This is a genomic window from Arcobacter arenosus, from assembly GCF_005771535.1.
GTDB classification, from domain to species: Bacteria; Campylobacterota; Campylobacteria; order Campylobacterales; family Arcobacteraceae; genus Halarcobacter; species Halarcobacter arenosus.
Genome location: NZ_VANU01000001.1, coordinates 126566 through 148517 on the forward strand (window position 1 = coordinate 126566; position 21952 = coordinate 148517).

Below are 21952 nucleotides of genomic sequence, written 5' to 3' on the forward strand. Positions count from 1 at the left end.
AGAATAAACCAATAATTTATAATTAACATTCATATAAAAAATTTAAGCTATTTTTTTATTTTTTTTAGTTATTATCTTAATTCGCACACAATAACACACACGCAAGGCCATAAACAAATGAAGAGTTTTATTATTTTCTTATTTATAATTGTTACATTTAACGCATGTAGTGTAACAAACCATTATAAAGTTACTTCTGATTTGAAGTTTGAAGCAATACCCGAAGATCAAAGGGTTACTTATGTTTACTTTAGCAAAGATAAATTTGTAAAAGTTCAAGAAAAAAACACTTCTAATGACAAACAAGATTTTCTATCAGAGTTTAAAGAAGAAAAAGAGATTTCTGATCCTTTCGAATCTTATAATAGAGCAATGACAACTTTTAATGATAAATTATATACAAATGTATTAAACCCTACTGCAAGAGTTTATGCAGATGTAATTCCTGAAAATGCAAGAGTTGGAATATCAAACTTTTTTGAAAACATCACATTTCCTATACGATTTCTAAATAATATTTTACAATTTAAATTTGATTATGCAGCAGAAGAAACAGGAAGATTTTTAATAAATTCAACTGTTGGTGTATTAGGTTTTATGGATATTGCAAAAGATTATAATTTAAATAAAAGAGATGAAGATTTTGGTCAAACTTTGGCTTATTATGGTTTTGGAAGTGGTTCACATATAGTACTTCCAATTTATGGTCCATCAAATTTTAGAGATATTGTTGGATTAGTTGCCGACGGTTATGTTAGTCCTATTGATAGTTCAGGGGATTTAAAATACAAAATTCCAGAAAATATTGGTCAAACTTTTGCTATTAAAAGTGTAAATGTTGTAAATAGTACATCATTAACACTAGGTCAATATGAAAATTTAAAGGAAGATGCAATAGATTTATATCCATTTTTAAGAGATGTTTATAATCAAAATAGAGAAAAACAAATTAAGGAATAATAGATGTATAAAATTTTATTTTCATTACTTTTAGTTTTAAATTTTACATATGCAAACTTTCAAAAAGATAATATTGAAGCTAAAATGGGTAACACTATTGATAAGGTTTTAATGATATTAAAAGATTCAAATTTGGCAAAAGAGAAAAAAGCTGAAGAGATTATAAATTTAATGGATCCAATATTTGATTATGAATTAATGTCAAGACTATCACTTGGGAAACAATGGAATCTTCTTTCACAAGAGAAAAAAGATAATTTCATTAAAATATTTACTGAAAAATTAAAAAATTCATATGTGGAAAAACTTGATTTATACACTGATGAATTAGTAGAAATATTAGGAAAAGAGCAACCTAAAGCAAATAGAATTATTTTAAAAACTCAATTAGTTGGAAAAGAAGAGAAATATCAAATAAACTATAAATTTTATGAAAAGAGTGAAGATAGTTGGCTTATTTATGATGTTGATTTATTAGGCGTTAGTATAATTCAGACATATAGAAAACAATTTTCTGGATTCTTAAAAGATAAAACTTTTGATGAATTAGTAACTTTTTTAAGAGATAAAAATAATTCAAATAAATGATAAAAAAGTTTTATGATACTTATATCCTCAAGCACCCGTTAAAAGTTTTAGCTTTAGTTTTAATTGGTGTTTGTTTTTTAGGTTTTAATGCTACAAAGCTTGAGATAGATGCTTCTTCTGAAACACTTCTCCTTGATAATGATAAAGATTTACAATTTTCTAGAGAAGTTACAAAAAGATATTACACTCCTGATTACCTAATAGTAACCTATAAACCTAATAATGATTTATTATCTGATGAAAGTTTAAACACTTTAAAAAAACTAACAAATGAACTTAAAACAATTGAAAATGTTAGTAGTGTTACTTCACTTTTAAATGTACCTCTACTTCAATCACCAGTACAAGAATTAAGAAAACTTGTTGATGGTGTAAGAACTATTGAAAATACTGATATAGATAAAAACTTAGTAAAAAAAGAGTTTTTAGAATCAGAATTATATAAAAACTCTTTAGTTAGTTCAGATTTTACAACAACTGCTATAGTTTTAAATCTTAAAGATGATAAAAAATATTTTGAGCTTTTAGAAAAAAGAAATAGTTTACTTTCTAAAAAAAGAGAAAATAGTGCTTCAAAAGAAGATTTAATCCAATTAGAAAAAGTAAGTATAGAGTTTAAAAGATATAGAGACCTGCAAAGAGAAGAAAACCACAAAAATATAAAAAAAGCTAGAGAAATTATAGAAAAATATGAAAATGATGGCAAGTTATTTTTAGGCGGAGTTGAAATGATTGCCAATGATGTTATTGGCTTTGTAAAAAATGACTTATTTATTTATGGTAATACTCTAATTTTTTTATTAATCATAATTCTTTGGGTAATATTTAGACAATTTATTTGGATTTTATTGCCACTAATTATTTGTACAATGTCTGTAATATCAACAGCTGGGACTTTGGGATTATTTGGATGGGAAGTTACTGTAATTTCATCAAATTTTATTGCTTTGCAGTTGATTATTACTATTTCAATTGTCTTACACTTGATTGTTAGATATAGAGAATTAAGTTTAAAATACAAAAATGCAAATCAATATAAACTAGTTTTAAATACAATTCTTTCTAAATTCAATCCTTCATTTTTTGCAATTATTACTACTATTGCTGGGTTTGGTTCACTTGTATTATCTGGAATTCAGCCTGTAAAAAACCTAGGTTGGATGATGAGTGCAGGGATTGCAATTTCATTACTTATTTCTTTTTTAGTATTTCCTGCAATTTTAATTTTGACAAATAGAATAAATAGAGATTTAAATAAAAAGCATCAATCTACATATATGATTTTAGCATCAAATCTTGTTGAAAAGCAAGGTTTACTAATCATTATTGTATCAGTTTTAATAGTTGCTTTTTCATTAACAGGGACTATGAAGCTAAAAGTTGAAAATAGTTTTATTAACTATTTTAAAAAATCAACAGAAATATATAAGGGTATGGAAATTATTGATAATAAATTAGGTGGAACAACACCTTTAGATATTATTATCAAATTCGATGCTAAAAAAGAAGAAAAGTCTAAAAAACAAGTTGTCGCGGATGATGGTTTTAGTGATTTTGAAGCTGAGTTTGCTGAATCTGCAAATGATGAGAAATATTGGTTTACAAAAGATAAAATGGATGTAATTACAAGAGTTCACAATTATCTGGAAAAAAATCCAAATATAGGAAAAGTTTCATCTCTTGCAACACTTTTAAAAACAGGTAAACTACTTAACAAAGGAAAAGAGTTAGATGGCTTTACTCTAGCTTTATTATACAAAGAATTACCAGAAGAATATAAAGATATAATTTTATCTCCATATATAAATATTGAATATAATGAGGCAAGAATTAGTACCAGAATCATTGATTCTAACCCAGAACTTAGACGTGATGCATTAATTAAAAAGTTAAATGATGAATTACCAGCAATTATTGATAATAGTACTGTTGAATTTAGATTATCAAACCTTATGATTTTATATAATAATATGCTTCAGTCACTTTTTGATTCACAAATTAAAACAATTGGTTTTGTAGTTATAATTTTATTTTTAATGTTCTTTATTTTATTTAGATCATTATTAATAGCATTTATTGCTATTTTAGCAAATATTGTTCCTATTTCAATTATATTTGGTATTATGGGATGGCTTTCTATTCCACTTGATATTATGACTATAACTATTGCAGCTATTTCAATTGGAATTGGAGTAGATGATACAATTCACTATATTCATAGATTCCATGAAGAGTTTAAAAAAGACCATAATTATATAAACTCAATGAAAAGATCTCACCAATCTATTGGTTATGCAATGGTTTATACATCACTTGTTGTAATTATTGGTTTTTCAATTTTAGTATTATCAAATCTTGTACCAACAATCTATTTTGGTTTATTAACAGTAATAGTTATGGCAACGATTCTTTTATCTGCCCTATTCCTTTTACCAAGACTATTAATCATATTTAAGCCTTATGGTATTAAAAAGAGTTTACATGTTTGAGAAATTTATTGAATGTCCATACTGCAGACAAAAAATAAGTTTATTACTTGATTTAGGTGTTAGTGGGAATACTCAAATAATTGATGACTGTGAAGTTTGTTGTAGACCAATTGAGATTAATTATACTGTTGAAAATGGTGAAATTGAATCATTTTGTTATAGTTCTATAGAAGGAAATGAATTTTAATGAAAATTGCAATATATTGTGGTTCCTCTTTTGGGAATAATAAAATTTTTAATACAAAAGCAAAAGAGTCTATAGAATTTCTCTCAACCACTGATACGACAATAGTTTATGGTGGAAGTAAAGCAGGATTAATGGGAACTATTTCTAAAACTGCTATTGATTTAAATATGGAAGTTATTGGTGTAATTACCCACGATTTAGCACACAAAGAGATAGAAAATACTTCAATTACTAAACTTTATAAGGTTGATACTATAAGGCAAAGAAAAGAGAAAATGGAGCAGTTATCTGATGCTTTTATCGCTTTTCCTGGTGGATTTGGTACATTAGAAGAGATAAGTGAAATTTTTACCTATATTCAAATTGGATTACATAAAAAGCCTTGTGCTTTATACAATGTAAATGGATATTATAATAAGTTTTTAGAATTTTTAAAGAATTGTGTACATAATGGCTTTATAAGTCAAGAACATTTAGATGCAATAATTGTAAGTGATGATATAAAGGAGATTTATAATTCTTTTAAAAATTATATTGCCCCAAAAAGTAAATGGGAACTAGAAGCATTAAAAAAATGTTAACTAAAAGAGCAAGTAAAGAGTAGTACAATCATTAAAAAAACTAATAATTCTTTTAAAATAGTACGATTCTACACGCTATACTATTTTTTCTGAAAAATGACATAAAATATTCATATTAATCACTTTATTTTCACCATTAAATTGTATAATCATTCATTCGCTATTTTTATGTAACTTTTAAATAGTATAATCCGAAAAAATTTAAGGTATTATAAAAGGCAATAATATAAAAAGATGAAACAATTAGATGAGACGCAAAAAGATTTATTATTAACAAACTTAGATGAGGAAGGAAAGCTATCTTGCTTAAAGGCTTTTAAAGTAGCAAGATTAATTGGTGTAAAACCAAAAGATATGGACTTTATCACAAAATCTATGAATATTAAAATTACAAACTGTGAACTAGGTGTATTTGGTAAGATACAATTTTCCGACCTTGATGATAAAATCTATAACAAACTTTCTGAAAACTTCAACAAAGCAAAAAAAGTTGAATGTGAAGTTGCTTGGTATGCTGCAAGAGATAAAGGTGCAACATTAAGAAAAGTAGGTTCAACAATTAACAATTCTGATATTCAAGTAACCCATTGTCAACTTGGCTGCTTTTATGATGAAGAATTTGAAAAGTATGACGATAACTAAGACTTGAAAAAATATATCCTTTTTGATAATGATGGGGTTCTTGTTGAAACTGAACCACTATACTACAAAGCTAGTAAACGAGCTTTAAAAGAGTTTTTTGATGTTGATGTAAGTTTTGAGCAATATATGAAACTTATGACTGATGGAAAAGGGGTTTGGTTAGCTGCGCCAAATGCAACAAAAGAACAAATAAATATAGCAAGAAACCAAAGAGATAAATATTATCAAGATTATCTAAAAACTGAAAATCTAGCAATAGAAAATATTCATAAAATCTTAGAAAAATTAAGTAAAGATTATAAGATGGGAATTGTAACAACGTCAAGGCGTGTAGATTTTGAGATAATTCATAAAAATAGAGGAATAACTGATTTTATGGAATTTGTTTTATGTGTAGAAGATTATCCAAAATCAAAGCCTCATCCAGATCCTTATTTAAAAGGTGCAAAACTTTTTAATGCAAGAAAAGAAGAAGTTATAGTAGTTGAAGATTCGCAGAGAGGATTAATCTCAGCATATAATGCAAATATTGATTGTGTAATAGTTCATAATGAATTTACTAAAACCCAAGACTTTTCTAAAGCCAATTATTTTATAAACACATTAAAAGAGTTACCTAGATTACTCTCTTCTTTGTAAATAATCTTTTAATCTCTTTATACCCTCTTTCATATGATTAATATCCCTTGTGTATGCAAACCGTAAATACTTATTTGTTTTATTTGTCCCAAAATCAATTCCAGGAGTAGAAGCGATATGGATATTCTCTAATAATTCTTTAGCAAAAGCAAAACTATCATCTGAATATTTTGAAACATCTGCCCATAAATAAAAAGCCCCATCTGGTTTTGCATCAACTTTAAAAACTTCATTTAATTCTTTATATAAATAATCTCTTCTTTCTTTAAAAATATTTTTTATATTTTCTAAATACTCATAATCAAAAGCTTCAAGTGCTGCATACTGAGATAAGGTTGGTGCAGAGATGAAAATATTTTGAGCTATAATCTCAGCTTCTCTAACTAAATCTTTTGGGACAATTATCCACCCTAACCTCATTCCAGGCATACAATAATATTTTGAGAAACCATTAATTATTATAGCTTTACTACAAAACTCTAATGCACAATTTGCAGGCTTTTCATAAACTAAACCATGATATAACTCATCAGAGATAAAAGCAATATCATTTTTTTCACAATAATCAATTAGTTCTTTTAAATTATCTTTTGAATAAATATTTCCTGTTGGATTAGAGGGACTTGATATTTGAAGTGCATCTATTTTTTCTTTTTTTAAATGTTCAACAGTCAACTCATAATTTGTAGATTTATCAATATCCATAAATATTGGTTCAATATCAAACATATATGCAAAATTTTTATAACATGGATATGAAGGGTCACTAAGACCTAATTTACCATCTTTTTTTAAAGTTAAAGTATATGCTATTAAAAAAGCACCTGACGTTCCTGGAGTAAGTAACACTTGAGAAGGTTCAATATAAACATTATATGTTTTTTTATAATGACTAACTATTTTTTCTCTTAATTGCAGTAATCCTAAAGATTCAGTGTATGAAAACTTTTCTTCATCTAAAGCTTTTTTCAAACTTTCTTTTACTTTTAAACTTGGATTTAAATCTGGTTGTCCAATTTCAAAATGTATAGTATCTTCGTATTTTTGAGCATCCCTTACAATATCCATTACAATAAAAGAACTCATTTTGTCATATCTCATATAATATCCTAAAAAAGGAAATATTATAACTAAAAAACTTTAAGTGTGATTTGAAAAATTAGCAATGAAGTTAACAAAAGCGAAGGAGAAGAAATAAGTACTTTGTCAACTATCATTGCAGTTTTGGCTGTGTAGTTTTACATCAAATTGTTTTAATGTAATAGAAGTTTACTTATTTAGACTTAAAGAGTTTTATATGAAAAAAACAAATAGGATATTTTTAGTCTTATTTAAGTTTAGAGATAATTTTTATCCATTGGAACACTTTTAAAAAAGATTTGGATAATATTACAAATATACTTACAAGGAAAGAGATGCAATATTTTGGAATATTAGAAACTAAATACGAAGAGGTTTTTTTAACTTCTAGTTATCTTTATTTTAATGATGATGAAGAGATGATTACAGTAAAAGAATTAAAACAAATGATAAAAACAAATAAAGATAGAAAGAAAAACATTGCTGGTACAATTTTTTTATATAATCCTTTAGTTACCCCTGAAGGGTATGATTCAAATAAATATTTATTAGATCAAGATTTTGATAAATTTGATGAATATGTTGAACTAAAACAAGAGGGTTACATTACAGTATTTAAACAGGCTTTATCTGAAAATTATAAAGGTAAACTTGTTGAGATAAAAAATCTATTTAATTTAGTTGAAGAAAATATTGATGCTTCATCACTATTAATGAAATTTGATGCGGACTTAGAAAAATATAACTCAAATCAAAATACTGAATTTGATAGAGATATTATGTATTTTGATGCGCAAGAATTTGTTCCAAGTGGAAAGTTTGTATTTTTTGCATGGGGAGAGAAAATAAATGCTAAAGAATTTGTTTTTATAAACAACTATGCACAAACTATTTATTTAAGATGTAAACAAATGGGTAAAAAAATTGCTTTTGTTTATAAAAAAGAAAAAACTTTACAATGGAGTGAAGACTTTATCCAGTTTGCGGCGATTGCACCGAAAACTTCTAGATATAAAAACTCTATAAATCAAGCTGTAAAAAACTCATTTAAACAGATTCCCCCTGTACCCTGTCCCTATGAATAAGATAAGTGAAGAAATATTTTGTAAATTTCATTTACTTATGATATTATATTAATAAATCTTATTCAAAAAGGAAGAGTATGAATGTTTATGAGTACGCTATGAAAGTAGAAAAAGAAGGTGAAGCATACTACAGAGAAATGGCAGCATCTGCCTCAAATCCTGGTCTTAAGAGAATATTTACAATGTTGGCTGATGAAGAGGTTAAGCACTATAATGTATTTAAAAATATGCTTAAAAAAGAAGATCTTGATTATGATAAATTAGATTTAGTTACAGATACACAAACTATTTTCACAACATTGATTGAAGAAAAAGATAATGTGAATTTTGATAAAGAACAAATCCAATTTTATAAAGATGCAATTACAAGGGAAGAAGATTCTCATGATTTCTATGCCGAAAAAGCTGAAGAGATAACTGATGAAAGAGAAAAAAGAATCTTTTTACAAATTGCAAAAGAGGAAGAGAAACATAAAAAAATTCTTGAGGAAATTGTAATATTTCTTGAAGAACCTGCAGACTGGGTAGCTAGCGCAGAGTTTTAATTTAAGGTTGAATTTTCAACCTTAAATTTTTCTATTTTATAAAGAGGCTAATTTCTGAACTAAAGCTTTAGCCTCTTTATCCTCAAAAAATATATTATTATGTAGTTCACTACTTGCTTGTTTTAAAAATTCTATTTTTTTAACCTTTAAAACTTCCGGTTCTTTTTCATATTTTGATATTAATTTTAACATCTCATATTCATATTGTTTTACTAATTCTTGCTTTTTTAAATAGCTAGGCTTATAATTAGAATTTGTTCTTTTAAATATTAAAAAAACAAGTGCAACTAATACTAAAAAGAAAACTATAAATACTGGATTAAAATCACTCATCTAAAATCAATTTTCACTAGTTTTTTTTACTTGTGTAGCTTGAGTCATAATCACAGGTCTTTTGTTTAAAGACTTAGCTTCTAGGGCAATTGATTCAGCTCTTTTTGCAATAGCTAAAGCCTCTTCAATCATTTTTCTATTTTCATTTTCAACTTTTATATTGTCAATTCTTTCAATCAAAGTTCTAAACTCCATATGACCTAAAACTTCAAGTACACCTTTTGATTTTGATAAAAACTCTATATGTGAAGAATCTCTCCAATTTGTTGTAAGTGATTCATCTAAATAACTTTTATAATTTGAGTCAATTTTTAATGGATTTGCAATAAATGCTAAATCTAAATTTAAATCATCTTTTTTATTAAAATATAAATCATGAAGTTGTTGTAAATAGCTTTTAATACTTAAGCTTGAAATATAATCATAAACCTTTTGATTTTCATTTTTTTCAAGAAGATAATCTAAAATGATTTTAGAAATTTCTTTATCCCCACTATTAAATAGTTCTTCCATCTTTTCATTTGCATTTTCAAAAACTTGTTTAGAGTCTTCTTTTGTAAGTTTTTCAATAAGCTTAAATAGATCAATATTGTACCCATAACTAAACTTATTCATTGTTTGAATCATAGGGTCAATTATAGATTCAGGATTAGTTAAACTATTTGCATATTTAACTATTGCATTTACATTTTCAACTTCATTTTCATTAAAATGTACATTTTCAAGATAATATGCAATCTCTTCAGCTAAATTAACTTCTAACAATTCTTTTGATTTTTCTTCATAAAAAACAACTAAATCTTCATTTTTTTGTTTTTTAGAAGCTTGGGCAATCTGAGCATACTTTTTTGAAAGTTCTTGATATTTTTCAATCTTTTGAGAGATTGTCATATTAGCTAATAATTTAGAGGTTCTAAATAATAAATGTTCTTTTACAAGATTTAAAGCATCAGTAACTTTAACTCCTCTTTTTGGAAGTTCATCACTTAAAATCGATAACTTTTTATCAATCTCATCATAAGTTTTTGAATCTAAAATATTTTCCACCAATTTAACAGTATTCGAAACTTTTATTGAGTTTGAAACAACAAAATATACAACTAAAATTGCAACAACTATAATTGCCAATAATATCATTGTTTCATTTGGTGCTTTTTCATATATTTGTGCTATATTAAACTGTGATTCTTTTATTGTTGAGAAAAACTCTGATATTGACATATGTTACCTTTTTAATTATTTTTAGATACTAGTATACAAAAATTTTACTGATATTACTGTTTTAGATACTCTTCTAAGTCCCGTTGATCAACTTCTCCAATGTAGTTTTTTACAAAATTTCCATCTTTGTCATAAACATATGATTCAGGAACCATCTTCACATCATCAAATATTTTTGCAAGTCTAAAATTTTCTTCATCTATAGTTACAGGAAACTTCATATTAAATCTAGCCATAAAATCTGCTAACTCTTTTGGGTCTTTATCTTTTTCAAATAACACACCTATAATCTCAAATTTATCACCATATTTCTCATAAAGTTCATTAAAAGCTGGAATCTCTTTTTCACAAGGTTTACACCATGTTGCCCAAAAATTTATTAATAAAATTTTTCCATTTAACTGTTTGGAAGTTATTTTATTATCTTCAATTCGAAATGTAATTTTTTCACCAGTTGTTGTATTAAGGGTATAATTTTTACTACTTTCTTCTTTTAATTCATCAAAACTTCTGTTATCTTCAACTATTGTTTTTGCTTCATCTGATTCACAAGCAGCAAAAAATAAAGCTACAAAAACTAAACTAAAACTAAATAATAAATTTTTCATTTTATTCCTTCATATTTTATTTTAAAGTTTGTATTATACACTTTTTTTTCTATAAGCCTTTCTTAATTTTTTAGCTAATTTGTAAACTGCCATGGCATAATAATTACTACGGTTATATCTTGTAATAACATAAAAATTTTTAGTCCCATACCAAAGTTCATCAAATTTATAACGATTTAGCTTTATTAAATGAACTTTTCTTGGATAAAAAAAATTATCATCTTTAGGTTTTATCCCTTTTAGTTTTGAACGCTTGTATTTATATTTAAATCCCGTCTTTAATTTATCAAATCTCTTCCCCTCATAACTTACTCTAGTTGCAACAGGAGTCATTCTGTCCCAACCTGACTTATTAAAATACTTTGCAACACTACCTATTGCATCCTCTTCATTATCTAAATCTACAACTCCATCATTATTGAAATCGATTGCAAGTTTTTTAAAATTACTTGGCATAAATTGTGCCAGACCAATTGCACCAGCAAAAGAACCATATATATTTTTTGGATTTTGATTGTTTTTCTTTGTTAAAATTAAAAACTCTTTTAATTCATTTTTGAAAAATTCATTTCTTCTATTTTTTTCAAAACTTAATGTAGCTAATGCATCAAATACTGGATAATCACCACTATACTTCCCATAAAAACTTTCAATTCCAATTATCGCAGCTATATATTCTGGTTGAACACCATACTTTTTATAAGCTTTGTTAAGTGCTTCTTTATTCTTTTTCATAAATTTAGCACCTGTATCAATTCTTTCTTGGTTTAAAAGTTTTTTTTCATATCTATCCCAACTTCCATGATACTTCTTTTTAATCTCAAAATCTTTTTTCTTCTCTTGTGTATAATATTTTAATGCAGATTTTTGAACTTTTACACTTGAAAATAATCTATTTAAATAAGTTTTATTAAAACCATGGTTTTTAACCAAATCTTTTATTAGTTTTGAGGTTTCTTCATTATGTAAATAATTAGTTTCTAAAGAGAAAAGATTTACTTTTAAAAGAAAAATAAGAATTAATTTTATTATTGTAGTTTTTTTCATAGGTAAACCTTATCAAAAAATACTGAAAATAAAAATAAATAATTTAAATTAATTATTTTCTAATACTAGTTGCCGTTAAAAAAATATAATATTTACCTGTGATTGTTACTCTAAATTTTTTTTGTTGTAAGTATTTTTTACAAAAAACAACATCATTATATAATATACTCATCTCTGAAAAGCTATAGTTTGGGGCTTTTGCACCATAAATAGGTTTACCCTCAAGCCATCTACAATTTGGAAACCCAAGTATTACTGAACCATCTTTTTTTAAATAGTGTTGTATGATTTTCATAAATAATTCTTTAAAATTTGAGTTGCAACTTTGTAAAGTCCCAATTGTAATGATTAAGTCAAAAGTTCCTAAAGAAAGCTCATCTAAACTATTAATATCATGAACAAAAAACTTAGTATTTTTATCATCTTTAAATTTTTCTTTTGCAGTTTCTATGGCTGATTGGGAATAATCTATTCCAACTAATTCTAAATCTTTAAAGTTTTCACAATACTCTTTTATAAGTTCAAACTCTTCCCCTGAATTTACACCAAGATTTAAGATTCTAACTCTTTTTTCTACTTTTACATTTTTTAGTGCTTGTAAATATGTATAAAAAATCTCTGGCTCTTCATTTTTATTTATTTTTGAAAATGAAGATTTTATTCCATATTTTTCTCTGCTATCATCTTCATTATGAAAAGAGTCATTTGTATTTAATTTTTTAAATCTTATTTGAACTATATTTTCATCCACAATAATAGGAGTTAACATTTTACAAAAAAGCTTTTCAGATAAATCTACCCATGATTTATAATCTCTAAATATATAATATTCATCTAAAATTTTAATATTTTCTCCAATGGCTTTATTATTATAATTATCAGGATTCAAAACTTGGAAAGTAACTGTATTTTGGGTACTTAACTCTTTTTTTAAAATATTTAAGATCTCTAGCATTGTGTGTTTAGTAAATTTTAGCATCACTAATTATACAATTTTGTCGTTAACTTGTAGCTTTTTAATGATATAATTTTTCTATGAAAGATAAAGTATATGTAATCGATACTAATATTATCCTGCAAAACGTTCAAAACTTGAACAGATTATCTGACAATAACACAAACACCATTGTAATACCTGAAACAGTTTTATTAGAATTAGAGGACAAAAAGAAACTGACAAATGAGTTAGGTTATTATTCTAGAGAGTTCGCTCGTTTACTTGCTAATATGAAAATCAAAGAGGTTGACTATAAATTAGGCTTTAAAGTTGTAAAACTTTATAATAATGAGATGATGTTACATATTATCTCTAAAGATAAATATGAATCAGAAATTGAACAAATTCATATTAGTGAAAGCAATGATAAGCGAATTATTGAAGTTGCAGCAATTGCCCAAGATTATTATAAAGGTGCTCAAACACTATTTTTATCCCTTGATGTTTATGCAAGAACCTTTGCACTTTTTAAAGGTATAAAAGCAGAAACTCTACATGATGATAAATCAACAGTACCAAAATTTGAATTCTTGAAAAAAATAAGTTTAGATTCAAGTGTATTTAACTCCCTTGATGGGGCTGATATTAAAAAATTTGATGAAGAATATTCAAATGAAAACTTTTGTTATTCATTTGAAAGTGAAGATGGAAATTCTACTTATGGAATTATTATAAATGAGAGAATCCAACTTCTAAATGAATCTGATTTTAAAGCATTACAAGTAAAACCAGTAAATCTAAAACAAAAACTTTTTATGAAAGCAATTTTAAGTGATATGTTTGAATTAATGGTTATAGATGCAAAAGCAGGGTCAGGTAAAACTCTTATGTCAATCGTAAGTGCAATGAGATTGATTGACTTAGGACATTATGACAAAATAGTTTATGTAAGAAACTCTATTGAATCTCTTGACAAAGGTGCTGATGTTGGTTATTTAGCTGGAAATGAAGAAAAATTTAGAATCTATAATATGGCTTTATATGATACTTTAGAATTTGTAGCAAAAAAACAACTTAAAAAAAGTGAAAATAGAGAAAACAAAGAATCAATTGATTCAAAAATTGCTGAACTTACTTCAAGATACTGTATTGAAACATTATGGCCAGGGGAAGCAAGGGGTAGAACTTTATCTGAAGCAATTGTCATTATGGATGAGTGGCAAAACTCATCGGAAAAAACTACACAACTTATTTTAAGTAGACTTGATGAGTCTTGTATGGCAATTGTTATTGGTTCAAATAGGCAAATTGATAACTTGTATTTAAATAAATACAATAATGGTCTAACTACACTTCTAAAACAAACAAGGGAAAAACATCCTGAAATTTCAATGTTTGCTATTGAATTAGAAAAAGCAGTTAGAGGTAAATTTGCAGAATTTACAGAAAGAATTTTCGAAAAGAAAAGAAACTAAAAAATAGAATTTATTCTATTTTTTAGAACAACTTCCATCTCCGCCACATCCACAACCACCTTTTTTACCAAAAGTTTTTGAAATAATATAAACTAAAGAAAAAATTACAACTGCATAAATGATTAAATCTTCCATAGATATCCTTTACTAATAATGATTATCAGTATATAATATTTTAGCTTAATCAAAATATTGCATAATGAAATATTTTAATCAAAAGAAAAAAAAGTTATATATAATTCAAATAAAAAAGGCTATAAATGTCAATTTTAGGAAATTGTCCATATTGTAAAGGGAAAGTTATTTCAAAAAAAATAAATGTAAAAGGTAAAAATATAAAACTATATTTCTGTGAAAATGCCAAAAAAGAGTATGATGATAGTGAACAATATGTTTTTACTCACGATTCTACATGTAGATTTAGAGTATATTCAAATACCTTTTTAAGATATAACAAAAGAAGCTTTTCAGAATATGAAATGAAAAAACTTTTGCAAGAACAACAAGTAGTAGTAAGATTACATGGTAAAAAAGGTGGTAGTGAATATTTTAAATATGTGATACCCCATGAAGAGTATGGAGTTACAATTCTTTGGGAAGAAGAGGTAGAAGAAAAAGCTTGCTAACCTCTTTTATTAATTAGTCTTCTCTTGATGTAGTTTCTAATAAATGGTATCCAAAATCAGTTTTAACTGGTCCATGAACTACATTTACTGCTTCATTAAATACAACTGTATCAAATTCAGGAACCATTTGACCTTGAGAAAATCTTCCTAAATCTCCACCATTTGCTCCCGATGGACATTGAGAAAATTCTTGTGCTAATGCACCAAAGTCTTCACCATTTGCTATTCTTTGTTTAAGTTCATTACATAACTCTTCTGATTCAACTAGTAAGTGTCTTGCTGTTGCTGTTGCCATAATTTTATCCTTTTTTAGGCCCCTAAAAAAGGGACCAAATTATTGTATATCTACTTTTTAACATTGGAACAAAGTCCCAATGTTAAAAAGTAGCCTGTGCCTAAGCACTTTCTTTGAAAAAATTCTAAAGAGAACAACGAGTTGTTCTTTTAAATATTAATAAAGCGTGATTTTATCATATTTATTTTTCAAAGACTTTAAAGCTTTTATTTTTGATTTTTCTTTTTTGTAGACCATTTAAAGCTTTTTTTAAAACCTCTTTTTTAATAGCTACATAGGAAACAAAATCTAAGATATTAATCTTTCCAATATCTTCTTTGTTTAAACCAATTCCTGCTGTTAAGGCTCCAAGAATATCACCTGCTCTAAGCTTTTGCTTTTTCCCACCAATGATAATTAAAGACCTAAATTCTGAATCAATTTTATAATCCTCAAAAGTTTTAATATTCTTAAAATCTTCAAATTTAATCTCTTCAAATTTTTCTTTTATTGGCTCAACTTTAAAAAATTCATCTTTTTCAAATAATGTCACAGCTAAACCATTTTTCCCAGCTCTTGCTGTTCTTCCAATTCTATGGGTATAAACACTTTCATCCCTAGGAATATCATAATTTATAACTAAATCAACATCATCAATATGAAGTCCCCTTGAAGCAACATCAGTTGCAATTAAAACAGGATACGAACGATTAGAAAATAAAATTAAAGTTTCATCCCTATCTCTTTGTTCAAGATTTGAATGTAAAGTCAAAACATCAATTCCATATGAATAAAGTTCATCTGCTAACTCTTCACATTTTATTTTTGTATTACAAAAAATCAAAATAGATTTTGCATTATTTTGTAAAATTAGATTTGGGATTAATGAAGTTTTTAATCTTTCTTCAACTTCATAAAAAGTTTGATTTATGATATCTTTTTCATGAACATCATCAGTTTTAACAAATTTTGGATTATTTAAAATAGCTTTTGAAAGGTTTTCAATATTTTCTTCATAAGTTGCAGAAAAAAGTAGCGTTTGTCTTTCCTTTGGGATAAAATCTATAATTTTCATTATATCATCATTAAAACCCATATCAAGCATCTTATCTGCTTCATCTAAAACTAAAGTATCCACATTGCCAAAATCGATTTTTGTTTCATGAATATGTTGTAAAACACGGCCAGGTGTTCCAACAATTATATGTGCACCATGTTCTAAAGATACAACTTGGGGTTTAAATGGTGTCCCACCACTTAAAGTCAAAACCTTTACATTGTGAATATGACGACTAAGTTTTCTTATCTCTTCAGCAATCTGGTTTGCCAACTCCCTAGTTGGTGCTAAAACCAAAGACTGAATTTTATATTTTTTAACATCTAGTTTTTGAACAAGGGGGATACAAAAGGCTACAGTTTTACCAGAACCAGTTTTAGCTTGTGCAATTAAATCATTATTTTCTAAAGATAAAGGTAATGATAAAGATTGAATTTGAGTTAATTTTTTATATCCTAAAGAGTTAATATTTTCTAAAAAATCTTCTGATAAATTATATTTTTTTAACATAATATGAGATACCAAAAACTAGAAGCAATATTACACCAACACCATAATATTTATACTCTTCTGCATAAGTTAGTAATACTTCTCCCATCATAAAACTAGCATATCCAATAACAATTGCCCAAATAGCAGAAGCAAATATATTATAGATTGTAAACTTTTGAAATGAGTACTTTGTTAGTCCCATTGCCAAAGGAATTAATGTCTTAATTCCATAAATATATTTTTGGAAAAATACAACAGTTGAACCATATTTTCTCATCCATAAATGAGCAAGGGCAACTTTTCTTCCAAATTTTTTCATAGTATCTTTTGCATAAGCTTTATTACTTCTTGCCATATAAAATAAAAATTGATCACCAATAAAATTTGAAGTACCTGCAACAAGCATACAAACAAATAGATTTAAATCCCCAGCAAAAGATAAAACACCTGCAACAACAAGTCCTACAAATCCTCCACCAAATGAATATAAAAACAAGGCCAAATAACCCCAGTCTTTGATAATTTCTTCCAAATAAATACCTTAATTAAATTTGCACGAATTCTATCCAAAAATCATTAAAATTAGCTCTTTTATACAAAGTGTATAATTTAATAAGAAAAAATTTAACTTTTTTCAAGAATTTCATAAGTTTTTAAGTTTTTCTGCACATTTCTTAAGATTAAATTATATATACTTGTTAGATAATAAGATAATAAAGGTAAAAAATGTCCTTATTTCAAAGGCTTTGTAAACATTTTTTTAAAAATAAAACAAAGACCATATATATTATTGACATATTATACATGAAAGATATAAATGCACTATATGGATTTAAAAATGGGGACTATATTCTTTCACAATTATTAGCTTTACTGAAAAATAAAATAAAAAAAGACCTATTAAAATATCTTGAAACAAAAGTTTGTATAGATATTAAAAATACTCATGTAGATGTTTTTACCTTAACAATTTTCAAAGAACTCGATGAAATGGATATATTAGAGGTTAAAAACATTATATTTCATAACATCATAACTGCACAATACAAACTTTTACACTCTGATATTCAAATTGATTTAGATGTTACAATTGGTTGCTCAAAAGGCCTGGATAAAGATTTACAAATTTACGCAGAAAAAGCATTACATAATGCAAAAATGAACTATATTCATTTTATGTATTATGACTCAAAACTTTATAGAAATCACTTTGAAAATGCTGAGTTACTAACAACATTACAAAACAATATAAAAGAAAAAAAGGTTGAACCATTTTTCCAACCAATTATGGACAACAAAACATCTGAAATTGTTAAATATGAAGCGCTAATGAGACTTTATGACCAAAAAGGGAATGTTTTATTACCACAAGTATTTTTGAGTAAAGCTAGAAAATATAGATTATTTAATAAATTAATGGAAATTCTTATTATAAAAGTTATAAATTATATAAAAGAATATAAAATTCACGTAAATATAAACTTAGATTACAATGACATTCTTAATCCTGCAATGAAAAACTTAATTATTAATAATATTAAAGATAATGATGTTGGAAGTTATTTAACAATTGAGATATTAGAAAGTAGCAAAATAAGCAATTTTTATTTAGTTAATGATTTTATCAATGACTTAAAAGCATTTGATGTAAAAATTGCCATAGATGACTTTGGTTCAGGATTTTCAAACTATGAACATATTTTAAATATTAATACTGATTATATTAAACTTGATGGAAGTTTGATAAAAAAAATTGATGAAGATATTTATTATAACCTTGTTAAAAGTATCACACTATTTTGTAAGGAACAAAATATTAAGATTGTCGCAGAGTTTGTAGGTGATTTAAAAACATTGAGATATGTAAAATCATTGAATATTCACTATTCACAAGGTTATTACATTGGAAAACCTGTTGAAATTAATGAGATTTTAAAGAGAGAAAACAATGAAAACTAAGCTAAAAGAAATTACTGATTCAACAATTAATGAACTTCTTAAAAATGAGATTATACTACCATCTATTTATTTTCAGTGTTTTGATAAACATGCAAAAACTTCCGAAGTTGATGTGCATGAAAATAGCTTTGAAAAAGAATTAAGTGATTTAATAATAGACGAATTTAATGCAATAAATAATTATGTGAATGAAGCAATCACTACTATTGATGTAGCAAGTGGTTTAACACTTGATGCACAGAAAGCAATTAAAGAGAACAATACCCTACTTTTAAAAAATCTATATAATCAAATTGGTGATTTAAGAAAAGAATTAGAATTAATCACTGATAATATATATAAAGATTATTTAACAAAGGTTAATAATAAAAAATGGTTATACCATAAATACTTAACAAAAGATGCTAAGTTTAAAGATGATGCACTTATAACTTTAATAGATGTTTCTGATTATGAATATATTTCAAGCACTTATAATAAACTAATTTCAAACAATTTATTGATTTATATTTCTAATTATTTAAAAGAGAAACTAAAAGAAGAAGGTTTAGACTTTGAAATTACAAGGTATCTTTCTAATAAATTTATAATCACTTTTAATGAAGAGGATATTGTATCTATTGCTTCTTTAATTGATAATATTTCAAATATTCTTTTTGGTACCACTTTAAAAAGTAACTCTGGGATTATTATAAAGCCTACTTTTGAATTTTCTATGGCAAAGGTGAAAAAAGATGAAAGTTTTCATGAGATTTTAGCAAATCTTATAAAAACTATTGAAGCTAAGAAAGAAAAGTAGAATAAAATTTTTTTAATTTTTCTTGGGCTTGATTTATTGATATCTCTTTAAAGTTAACAGTTCCGCCAATCTTCATTTGTGCAAGCTTAAAACAATCAATACTTAAAACACTACCTATTTTTGGATAACCACCAATTGTTTGAGCCTCTTTTAATAAAATTATAGGTTTACCATCATTTGGTATTTGTATAGAGCCATAACTTATTGCTTCTGAGATAACGCCATTAATATTTGACTTTATCTCTTTTCCATCTAATTTACAAGCCATTCTATTAAAATCAGATGTAATTTTATATTTATTATTAAAAAAAAGCTCTTTTGCTTCATTTGAAAAGGTATCTTCTTGATAAGAAAGAATAACCCTAAGAGTCAAATCATTACCATATTGTGGCAAATAATTTTTATGCCATTTTTTGGTTTTTGTCCCTTTAAATTCTTCAAAATCTAAAATAGAATTTTTCTCAAGTATTTTTCCAAATCCCTCTTTTAATGTTGTAGAAAAACTACCAAACTCTTTTTTTAGAATAAATCCATTTTTAACACCTAAATAAACTCTCTGTCCACTTTTAAAGCTTCCTATTCTTATACTATCGCCCTTTTTTACTTGATGACTACACCAAGTATTTTTTTGCTCATCATTTATAAATAACTCACAAAAAGCACCAGTAAAGGCAAGAGTTGTATCTTTTGTAGCTTCTAAATGTAAATTGGGAAAAGAGATTTCTAATAAATTTCCTTTTATATCATTATCTAAAAGTTTATTACATGCAAAGGCAGCATATTCATCCATAAAGCCTGAATTTGTTACCCCTAAATGGGAATATGAAAATCTTCCACTATCTTGAATTAAAGTCAAAAAAGCTGAATTTAAAACCTTAAAACTCAATTTTTCCACCTTGTGCAATATACTCTTCTTTTGATATTGGATTAAACTTTATTTGTGTATTAATACAAACTGGACTTAAATTTTCTAAACTTTTATCAAAAAATTCAAATGTTGTTCTACCTATAATATTCCATCCACCAGGGGAATCGCATGGATAAACAGCCGTTTGAGAATCAGCAATTGCAACACTACCTTTTGGTATTTTTTTTCTTGGACTATTTAATCTAGGAGTTATGATTTTATCATCAACTGAAGCTAAGTATGCAAAACCTGGTAAAAAGCCAATTGTAAAAACATCATAAATTTTAGAGCTATGGATTTTAATAACTTCTTCAATAGAAATATTTGCATTTAAGGCAACTCTTTGTAAATCAAACCCCACTTCTGTAGAATAAAAAGTATCTACAACAATAAGTTTATTTGAAGAAAAGTCTTCATTTTTAATATTTTTTAATTCATTTTTTAAAAAAATAGTTATTGAAGAGATATCATATTTAAGAATATCATACTTAATCAAAATAGATGTGTATGAGGGAATTATTTCTATAAAACTATCATTTTCTAAAGATTTTAAATAGCTATAAACTGATTTTACTTTATTTGAGATATCCTTTGATATAAACTCACCAAAGTATATTATTACTGAATCAACGGAAGCAATTTTTATCTTCATTAATTAATTACTTTTTGTAATGCCCTTATGAAATTTAAGGCATTATTTCCATCACCATGAACACAGATAGTATCTACTTTTAAAAAAAGTTTGTTTCCATTTATACTATTAATATAACCATTGTCGATTAGATTTTTCATCCTTTGTAATACATCTAATTCATCTTCAATTATACTATTTGGATTTACCCTTGAAACTAAAGTTCCATCATCATTATAATTTCTATCTGCAAATATTTCATAGATTAATTCTATCCCATACATTTTTGCAGTATAAGCATAGGCTTCATTATCTTGTTTAGAAAGAATCATTAACTTTATATTCTTATCATAAGAAGATATGGCACTAAGAACTGCTTTAAAAATATTTTCATCTTTCATCATATCATTATATAAAGCTCCATGGGGCTTTACATAAGATACATAAGTGCCATGGGATTTACAAAAAGCATTTAATGCACCTAATTGATATAAAACAATAGATTTAATCTCCTCTAAAGAACAAGGGATACTTCTTCTTCCAAAACCTAATAAATCATTATAAGAGGCGTGTGCTCCTATTGTTACATTATATTTTTTTGCAAGTTCTACTGATCGATTCATTGTAACTGCATCTGAAGCATGAAAGCCACAAGCTAAATTAGCAAGATGAATATAAGGGATTATCTCTTCATCTTTTCCCATTTTCCAAACTCCAAAACTCTCACCCATATCACAATTTAATCTAACCATTTTTTTACCTTGAAATATTATCTTTTAATTTTAGCATA

The 21952-nt window shown here is 26.0% G+C and carries 26 protein-coding genes; 13 read left to right on the forward strand and 13 right to left on the reverse strand.

Annotated elements, in window-relative coordinates; genetic code table 11:
• Window positions 1-117: 117 nt before the first annotated feature.
• The 7 genes from FDK22_RS00630 to FDK22_RS00660 all read left to right on the forward strand — a co-directional run bounded on the left by FDK22_RS00630 (window position 118) and on the right by FDK22_RS00660 (window position 6086).
• Window positions 118-960, forward strand: a complete 843-nt coding sequence (locus FDK22_RS00630) for an MlaA family lipoprotein (protein ID WP_138150842.1) — start codon at window positions 118-120, stop codon at window positions 958-960.
• A 3-nt stretch (window positions 961-963) separates the two neighbouring features.
• Complete coding sequence (locus FDK22_RS00635) at window positions 964-1548, forward strand: MlaC/ttg2D family ABC transporter substrate-binding protein (RefSeq protein WP_138150843.1); 585 nt, start codon at window positions 964-966, stop codon at window positions 1546-1548.
• The gene (locus FDK22_RS00640) at window positions 1545-4037 is read left to right on the forward strand and encodes an efflux RND transporter permease subunit (protein WP_138150844.1); all 2493 of its coding nucleotides are present in this window, start codon (window positions 1545-1547) and stop codon (window positions 4035-4037) included. Before FDK22_RS00635 ends, FDK22_RS00640 begins: the two co-directional genes overlap by 4 nt.
• Window positions 4030-4224 (forward strand): zinc ribbon domain-containing protein, encoded by a 195-nt coding sequence (locus FDK22_RS00645; protein WP_138150845.1) that lies wholly within the window; start codon window positions 4030-4032, stop codon window positions 4222-4224. Before FDK22_RS00640 ends, FDK22_RS00645 begins: the two co-directional genes overlap by 8 nt.
• Window positions 4224-4805 carry an LOG family protein gene (locus FDK22_RS00650; RefSeq protein ID WP_138150846.1) on the forward strand — a complete coding sequence of 194 codons (582 nt, stop codon included), beginning with the start codon at window positions 4224-4226 and terminating at the stop codon, window positions 4803-4805. Before FDK22_RS00645 ends, FDK22_RS00650 begins: the two co-directional genes overlap by 1 nt.
• A 234-nt stretch (window positions 4806-5039) precedes the next feature.
• The gene (locus FDK22_RS00655; RefSeq protein ID WP_138150847.1) at window positions 5040-5447 is read left to right on the forward strand and encodes a ModE family transcriptional regulator; all 408 of its coding nucleotides are present in this window, start codon (window positions 5040-5042) and stop codon (window positions 5445-5447) included.
• A gap of 3 nt (window positions 5448-5450) precedes the next feature.
• Window positions 5451-6086: an HAD family hydrolase gene (locus tag FDK22_RS00660; RefSeq protein ID WP_138150848.1), complete on the forward strand. Its 636-nt coding sequence runs from the start codon at window positions 5451-5453 to the stop codon at window positions 6084-6086.
• On the opposite strand, the gene FDK22_RS00665 is transcribed toward FDK22_RS00660, so the two are convergent.
• Window positions 6069-7187 carry a pyridoxal phosphate-dependent aminotransferase gene (locus FDK22_RS00665; RefSeq protein WP_138150849.1) on the reverse strand — a complete coding sequence of 373 codons (1119 nt, stop codon included), beginning with the start codon at window positions 7185-7187 and terminating at the stop codon, window positions 6069-6071. The two genes, FDK22_RS00660 and FDK22_RS00665, sit on opposite strands and share 18 nt — an antisense overlap.
• 314 nt (window positions 7188-7501) lie before the next feature.
• On the opposite strand from FDK22_RS00665, the gene FDK22_RS00670 reads away from it, so the two are divergent.
• Window positions 7502-8251, forward strand: coding sequence for a hypothetical protein (locus tag FDK22_RS00670; protein ID WP_138150850.1), 750 nt, complete (start codon window positions 7502-7504; stop codon window positions 8249-8251).
• A 77-nt stretch (window positions 8252-8328) separates the two neighbouring features.
• Complete coding sequence (locus FDK22_RS00675) at window positions 8329-8796, forward strand: ferritin-like domain-containing protein (RefSeq protein ID WP_138150851.1); 468 nt, start codon at window positions 8329-8331, stop codon at window positions 8794-8796.
• 36 nt (window positions 8797-8832) lie between these two features.
• On the opposite strand, the gene FDK22_RS00680 is transcribed toward FDK22_RS00675, so the two are convergent.
• Genes FDK22_RS00680 through FDK22_RS00700 form a run of 5 tightly spaced genes read right to left on the reverse strand, consistent with a single transcriptional unit; the run spans window position 8833 to window position 12960 of the window.
• The gene (locus tag FDK22_RS00680) at window positions 8833-9129 is read right to left on the reverse strand and encodes a hypothetical protein (RefSeq protein ID WP_138150852.1); all 297 of its coding nucleotides are present in this window, start codon (window positions 9127-9129) and stop codon (window positions 8833-8835) included.
• 6 nt (window positions 9130-9135) lie between these two features.
• The gene (locus FDK22_RS00685) at window positions 9136-10350 is read right to left on the reverse strand and encodes a hypothetical protein (protein WP_138150853.1); all 1215 of its coding nucleotides are present in this window, start codon (window positions 10348-10350) and stop codon (window positions 9136-9138) included.
• 53 nt (window positions 10351-10403) lie between these two features.
• On the reverse strand, window positions 10404-10958 hold the full coding sequence (locus tag FDK22_RS00690; protein ID WP_138150854.1) for a TlpA family protein disulfide reductase: 555 nt from the start codon (window positions 10956-10958) through the stop codon (window positions 10404-10406).
• A gap of 33 nt (window positions 10959-10991) precedes the next feature.
• Window positions 10992-12005 (reverse strand): lytic murein transglycosylase B, encoded by a 1014-nt coding sequence (mltB, locus tag FDK22_RS00695; RefSeq protein ID WP_138150855.1) that lies wholly within the window; start codon window positions 12003-12005, stop codon window positions 10992-10994.
• Between the two features lie 52 nt (window positions 12006-12057).
• The gene (locus FDK22_RS00700; RefSeq protein WP_228711604.1) at window positions 12058-12960 is read right to left on the reverse strand and encodes a class I SAM-dependent methyltransferase; all 903 of its coding nucleotides are present in this window, start codon (window positions 12958-12960) and stop codon (window positions 12058-12060) included.
• Window positions 12961-13040: 80 nt separating this feature from the next.
• Here FDK22_RS00700 and FDK22_RS00705 point away from each other — a divergent pair, with 80 nt between their 5' ends.
• Entirely contained in the window at window positions 13041-14417 is a 1377-nt protein-coding gene (locus FDK22_RS00705; RefSeq protein ID WP_138150857.1) for a PhoH family protein, read from the forward strand.
• Window positions 14418-14432: 15 nt separating this feature from the next.
• Here FDK22_RS00705 and FDK22_RS00710 read toward each other — a convergent pair whose 3' ends face one another.
• Window positions 14433-14552 carry a FeoB-associated Cys-rich membrane protein gene (locus FDK22_RS00710; protein ID WP_138150858.1) on the reverse strand — a complete coding sequence of 40 codons (120 nt, stop codon included), beginning with the start codon at window positions 14550-14552 and terminating at the stop codon, window positions 14433-14435.
• Window positions 14553-14677: 125 nt separating this feature from the next.
• Between FDK22_RS00710 and FDK22_RS00715 the strand changes: the two genes are divergently transcribed.
• Window positions 14678-15043 carry a hypothetical protein gene (locus FDK22_RS00715; RefSeq protein ID WP_138150859.1) on the forward strand — a complete coding sequence of 122 codons (366 nt, stop codon included), beginning with the start codon at window positions 14678-14680 and terminating at the stop codon, window positions 15041-15043.
• Between the two features lie 13 nt (window positions 15044-15056).
• Here the strand turns inward: FDK22_RS00715 and FDK22_RS00720 are convergent, their stop codons facing one another.
• The 3 genes from FDK22_RS00720 to FDK22_RS00730 form a co-directional block, all read right to left on the reverse strand.
• Entirely contained in the window at window positions 15057-15338 is a 282-nt protein-coding gene (locus FDK22_RS00720) for a peptidylprolyl isomerase (protein ID WP_138150860.1), read from the reverse strand.
• Between the two features lie 181 nt (window positions 15339-15519).
• A complete protein-coding gene (gene dbpA / locus FDK22_RS00725) occupies window positions 15520-16884 on the reverse strand; it encodes an ATP-dependent RNA helicase DbpA (protein WP_228711605.1) in 1365 nt (454 codons plus the stop codon).
• Complete coding sequence (locus tag FDK22_RS00730) at window positions 16868-17398, reverse strand: DedA family protein (protein ID WP_138150861.1); 531 nt, start codon at window positions 17396-17398, stop codon at window positions 16868-16870. The genes dbpA and FDK22_RS00730 overlap by 17 nt, the downstream gene beginning before the upstream one ends.
• Window positions 17399-17670: 272 nt before the next feature.
• On the opposite strand from FDK22_RS00730, the gene FDK22_RS00735 reads away from it, so the two are divergent.
• Together FDK22_RS00735 and FDK22_RS00740 are read left to right on the forward strand one after the other, a co-directional pair.
• Window positions 17671-18825 carry an EAL domain-containing protein gene (locus FDK22_RS00735; RefSeq protein WP_171012879.1) on the forward strand — a complete coding sequence of 385 codons (1155 nt, stop codon included), beginning with the start codon at window positions 17671-17673 and terminating at the stop codon, window positions 18823-18825.
• Entirely contained in the window at window positions 18815-19624 is an 810-nt protein-coding gene (locus FDK22_RS00740; protein ID WP_138150863.1) for a diguanylate cyclase, read from the forward strand. Before FDK22_RS00735 ends, FDK22_RS00740 begins: the two co-directional genes overlap by 11 nt.
• Here the strand turns inward: FDK22_RS00740 and FDK22_RS00745 are convergent.
• The 3 genes from FDK22_RS00745 to FDK22_RS00755 are packed head-to-tail and all read right to left on the reverse strand — an operon-like array spanning window position 19608 to window position 21914.
• A complete protein-coding gene (locus FDK22_RS00745; RefSeq protein WP_138150864.1) occupies window positions 19608-20510 on the reverse strand; it encodes a 5-oxoprolinase subunit C family protein in 903 nt (300 codons plus the stop codon). The two genes, FDK22_RS00740 and FDK22_RS00745, sit on opposite strands and share 17 nt — an antisense overlap.
• Window positions 20500-21183 carry a 5-oxoprolinase subunit B family protein gene (locus FDK22_RS00750; protein WP_138150865.1) on the reverse strand — a complete coding sequence of 228 codons (684 nt, stop codon included), beginning with the start codon at window positions 21181-21183 and terminating at the stop codon, window positions 20500-20502. The genes FDK22_RS00745 and FDK22_RS00750 overlap by 11 nt, the downstream gene beginning before the upstream one ends.
• Window positions 21183-21914 carry a 5-oxoprolinase subunit PxpA gene (locus tag FDK22_RS00755; protein ID WP_138150866.1) on the reverse strand — a complete coding sequence of 244 codons (732 nt, stop codon included), beginning with the start codon at window positions 21912-21914 and terminating at the stop codon, window positions 21183-21185. The genes FDK22_RS00750 and FDK22_RS00755 overlap by 1 nt, the downstream gene beginning before the upstream one ends.
• Window positions 21915-21952: the final 38 nt, after the last annotated feature.

Coding starts and splice junctions, on each gene's coding strand:
- FDK22_RS00630 (WP_138150842.1), top strand. CDS start 118: ATGAAGAGTTTTATTATTTTCTTATTTATAATTGTTACATTTAACGCA.
- FDK22_RS00635 (WP_138150843.1), top strand. CDS start 964: ATGTATAAAATTTTATTTTCATTACTTTTAGTTTTAAATTTTACATAT.
- FDK22_RS00640 (WP_138150844.1), top strand. CDS start 1,545: ATGATAAAAAAGTTTTATGATACTTATATCCTCAAGCACCCGTTAAAA.
- FDK22_RS00645 (WP_138150845.1), top strand. CDS start 4,030: ATGTTTGAGAAATTTATTGAATGTCCATACTGCAGACAAAAAATAAGT.
- FDK22_RS00650 (WP_138150846.1), top strand. CDS start 4,224: ATGAAAATTGCAATATATTGTGGTTCCTCTTTTGGGAATAATAAAATT.
- FDK22_RS00655 (WP_138150847.1), top strand. CDS start 5,040: ATGAAACAATTAGATGAGACGCAAAAAGATTTATTATTAACAAACTTA.
- FDK22_RS00665 (WP_138150849.1), bottom strand. CDS start 7,187: ATGAGATATGACAAAATGAGTTCTTTTATTGTAATGGATATTGTAAGG.
- FDK22_RS00670 (WP_138150850.1), top strand. CDS start 7,502: ATGCAATATTTTGGAATATTAGAAACTAAATACGAAGAGGTTTTTTTA.
- FDK22_RS00675 (WP_138150851.1), top strand. CDS start 8,329: ATGAATGTTTATGAGTACGCTATGAAAGTAGAAAAAGAAGGTGAAGCA.
- FDK22_RS00680 (WP_138150852.1), bottom strand. CDS start 9,129: ATGAGTGATTTTAATCCAGTATTTATAGTTTTCTTTTTAGTATTAGTT.
- FDK22_RS00685 (WP_138150853.1), bottom strand. CDS start 10,350: ATGTCAATATCAGAGTTTTTCTCAACAATAAAAGAATCACAGTTTAAT.
- FDK22_RS00690 (WP_138150854.1), bottom strand. CDS start 10,958: ATGAAAAATTTATTATTTAGTTTTAGTTTAGTTTTTGTAGCTTTATTT.
- mltB (WP_138150855.1), bottom strand. CDS start 12,005: ATGAAAAAAACTACAATAATAAAATTAATTCTTATTTTTCTTTTAAAA.
- FDK22_RS00700 (WP_228711604.1), bottom strand. CDS start 12,960: ATGCTAGAGATCTTAAATATTTTAAAAAAAGAGTTAAGTACCCAAAAT.
- FDK22_RS00705 (WP_138150857.1), top strand. CDS start 13,041: ATGAAAGATAAAGTATATGTAATCGATACTAATATTATCCTGCAAAAC.
- FDK22_RS00710 (WP_138150858.1), bottom strand. CDS start 14,552: ATGGAAGATTTAATCATTTATGCAGTTGTAATTTTTTCTTTAGTTTAT.
- FDK22_RS00715 (WP_138150859.1), top strand. CDS start 14,678: ATGTCAATTTTAGGAAATTGTCCATATTGTAAAGGGAAAGTTATTTCA.
- FDK22_RS00720 (WP_138150860.1), bottom strand. CDS start 15,338: ATGGCAACAGCAACAGCAAGACACTTACTAGTTGAATCAGAAGAGTTA.
- dbpA (WP_228711605.1), bottom strand. CDS start 16,884: ATGTTAAAAAAATATAATTTATCAGAAGATTTTTTAGAAAATATTAAC.
- FDK22_RS00735 (WP_171012879.1), top strand. CDS start 17,671: ATGAAAGATATAAATGCACTATATGGATTTAAAAATGGGGACTATATT.
- FDK22_RS00740 (WP_138150863.1), top strand. CDS start 18,815: ATGAAAACTAAGCTAAAAGAAATTACTGATTCAACAATTAATGAACTT.
- FDK22_RS00750 (WP_138150865.1), bottom strand. CDS start 21,183: ATGAAGATAAAAATTGCTTCCGTTGATTCAGTAATAATATACTTTGGT.
- FDK22_RS00755 (WP_138150866.1), bottom strand. CDS start 21,914: ATGGTTAGATTAAATTGTGATATGGGTGAGAGTTTTGGAGTTTGGAAA.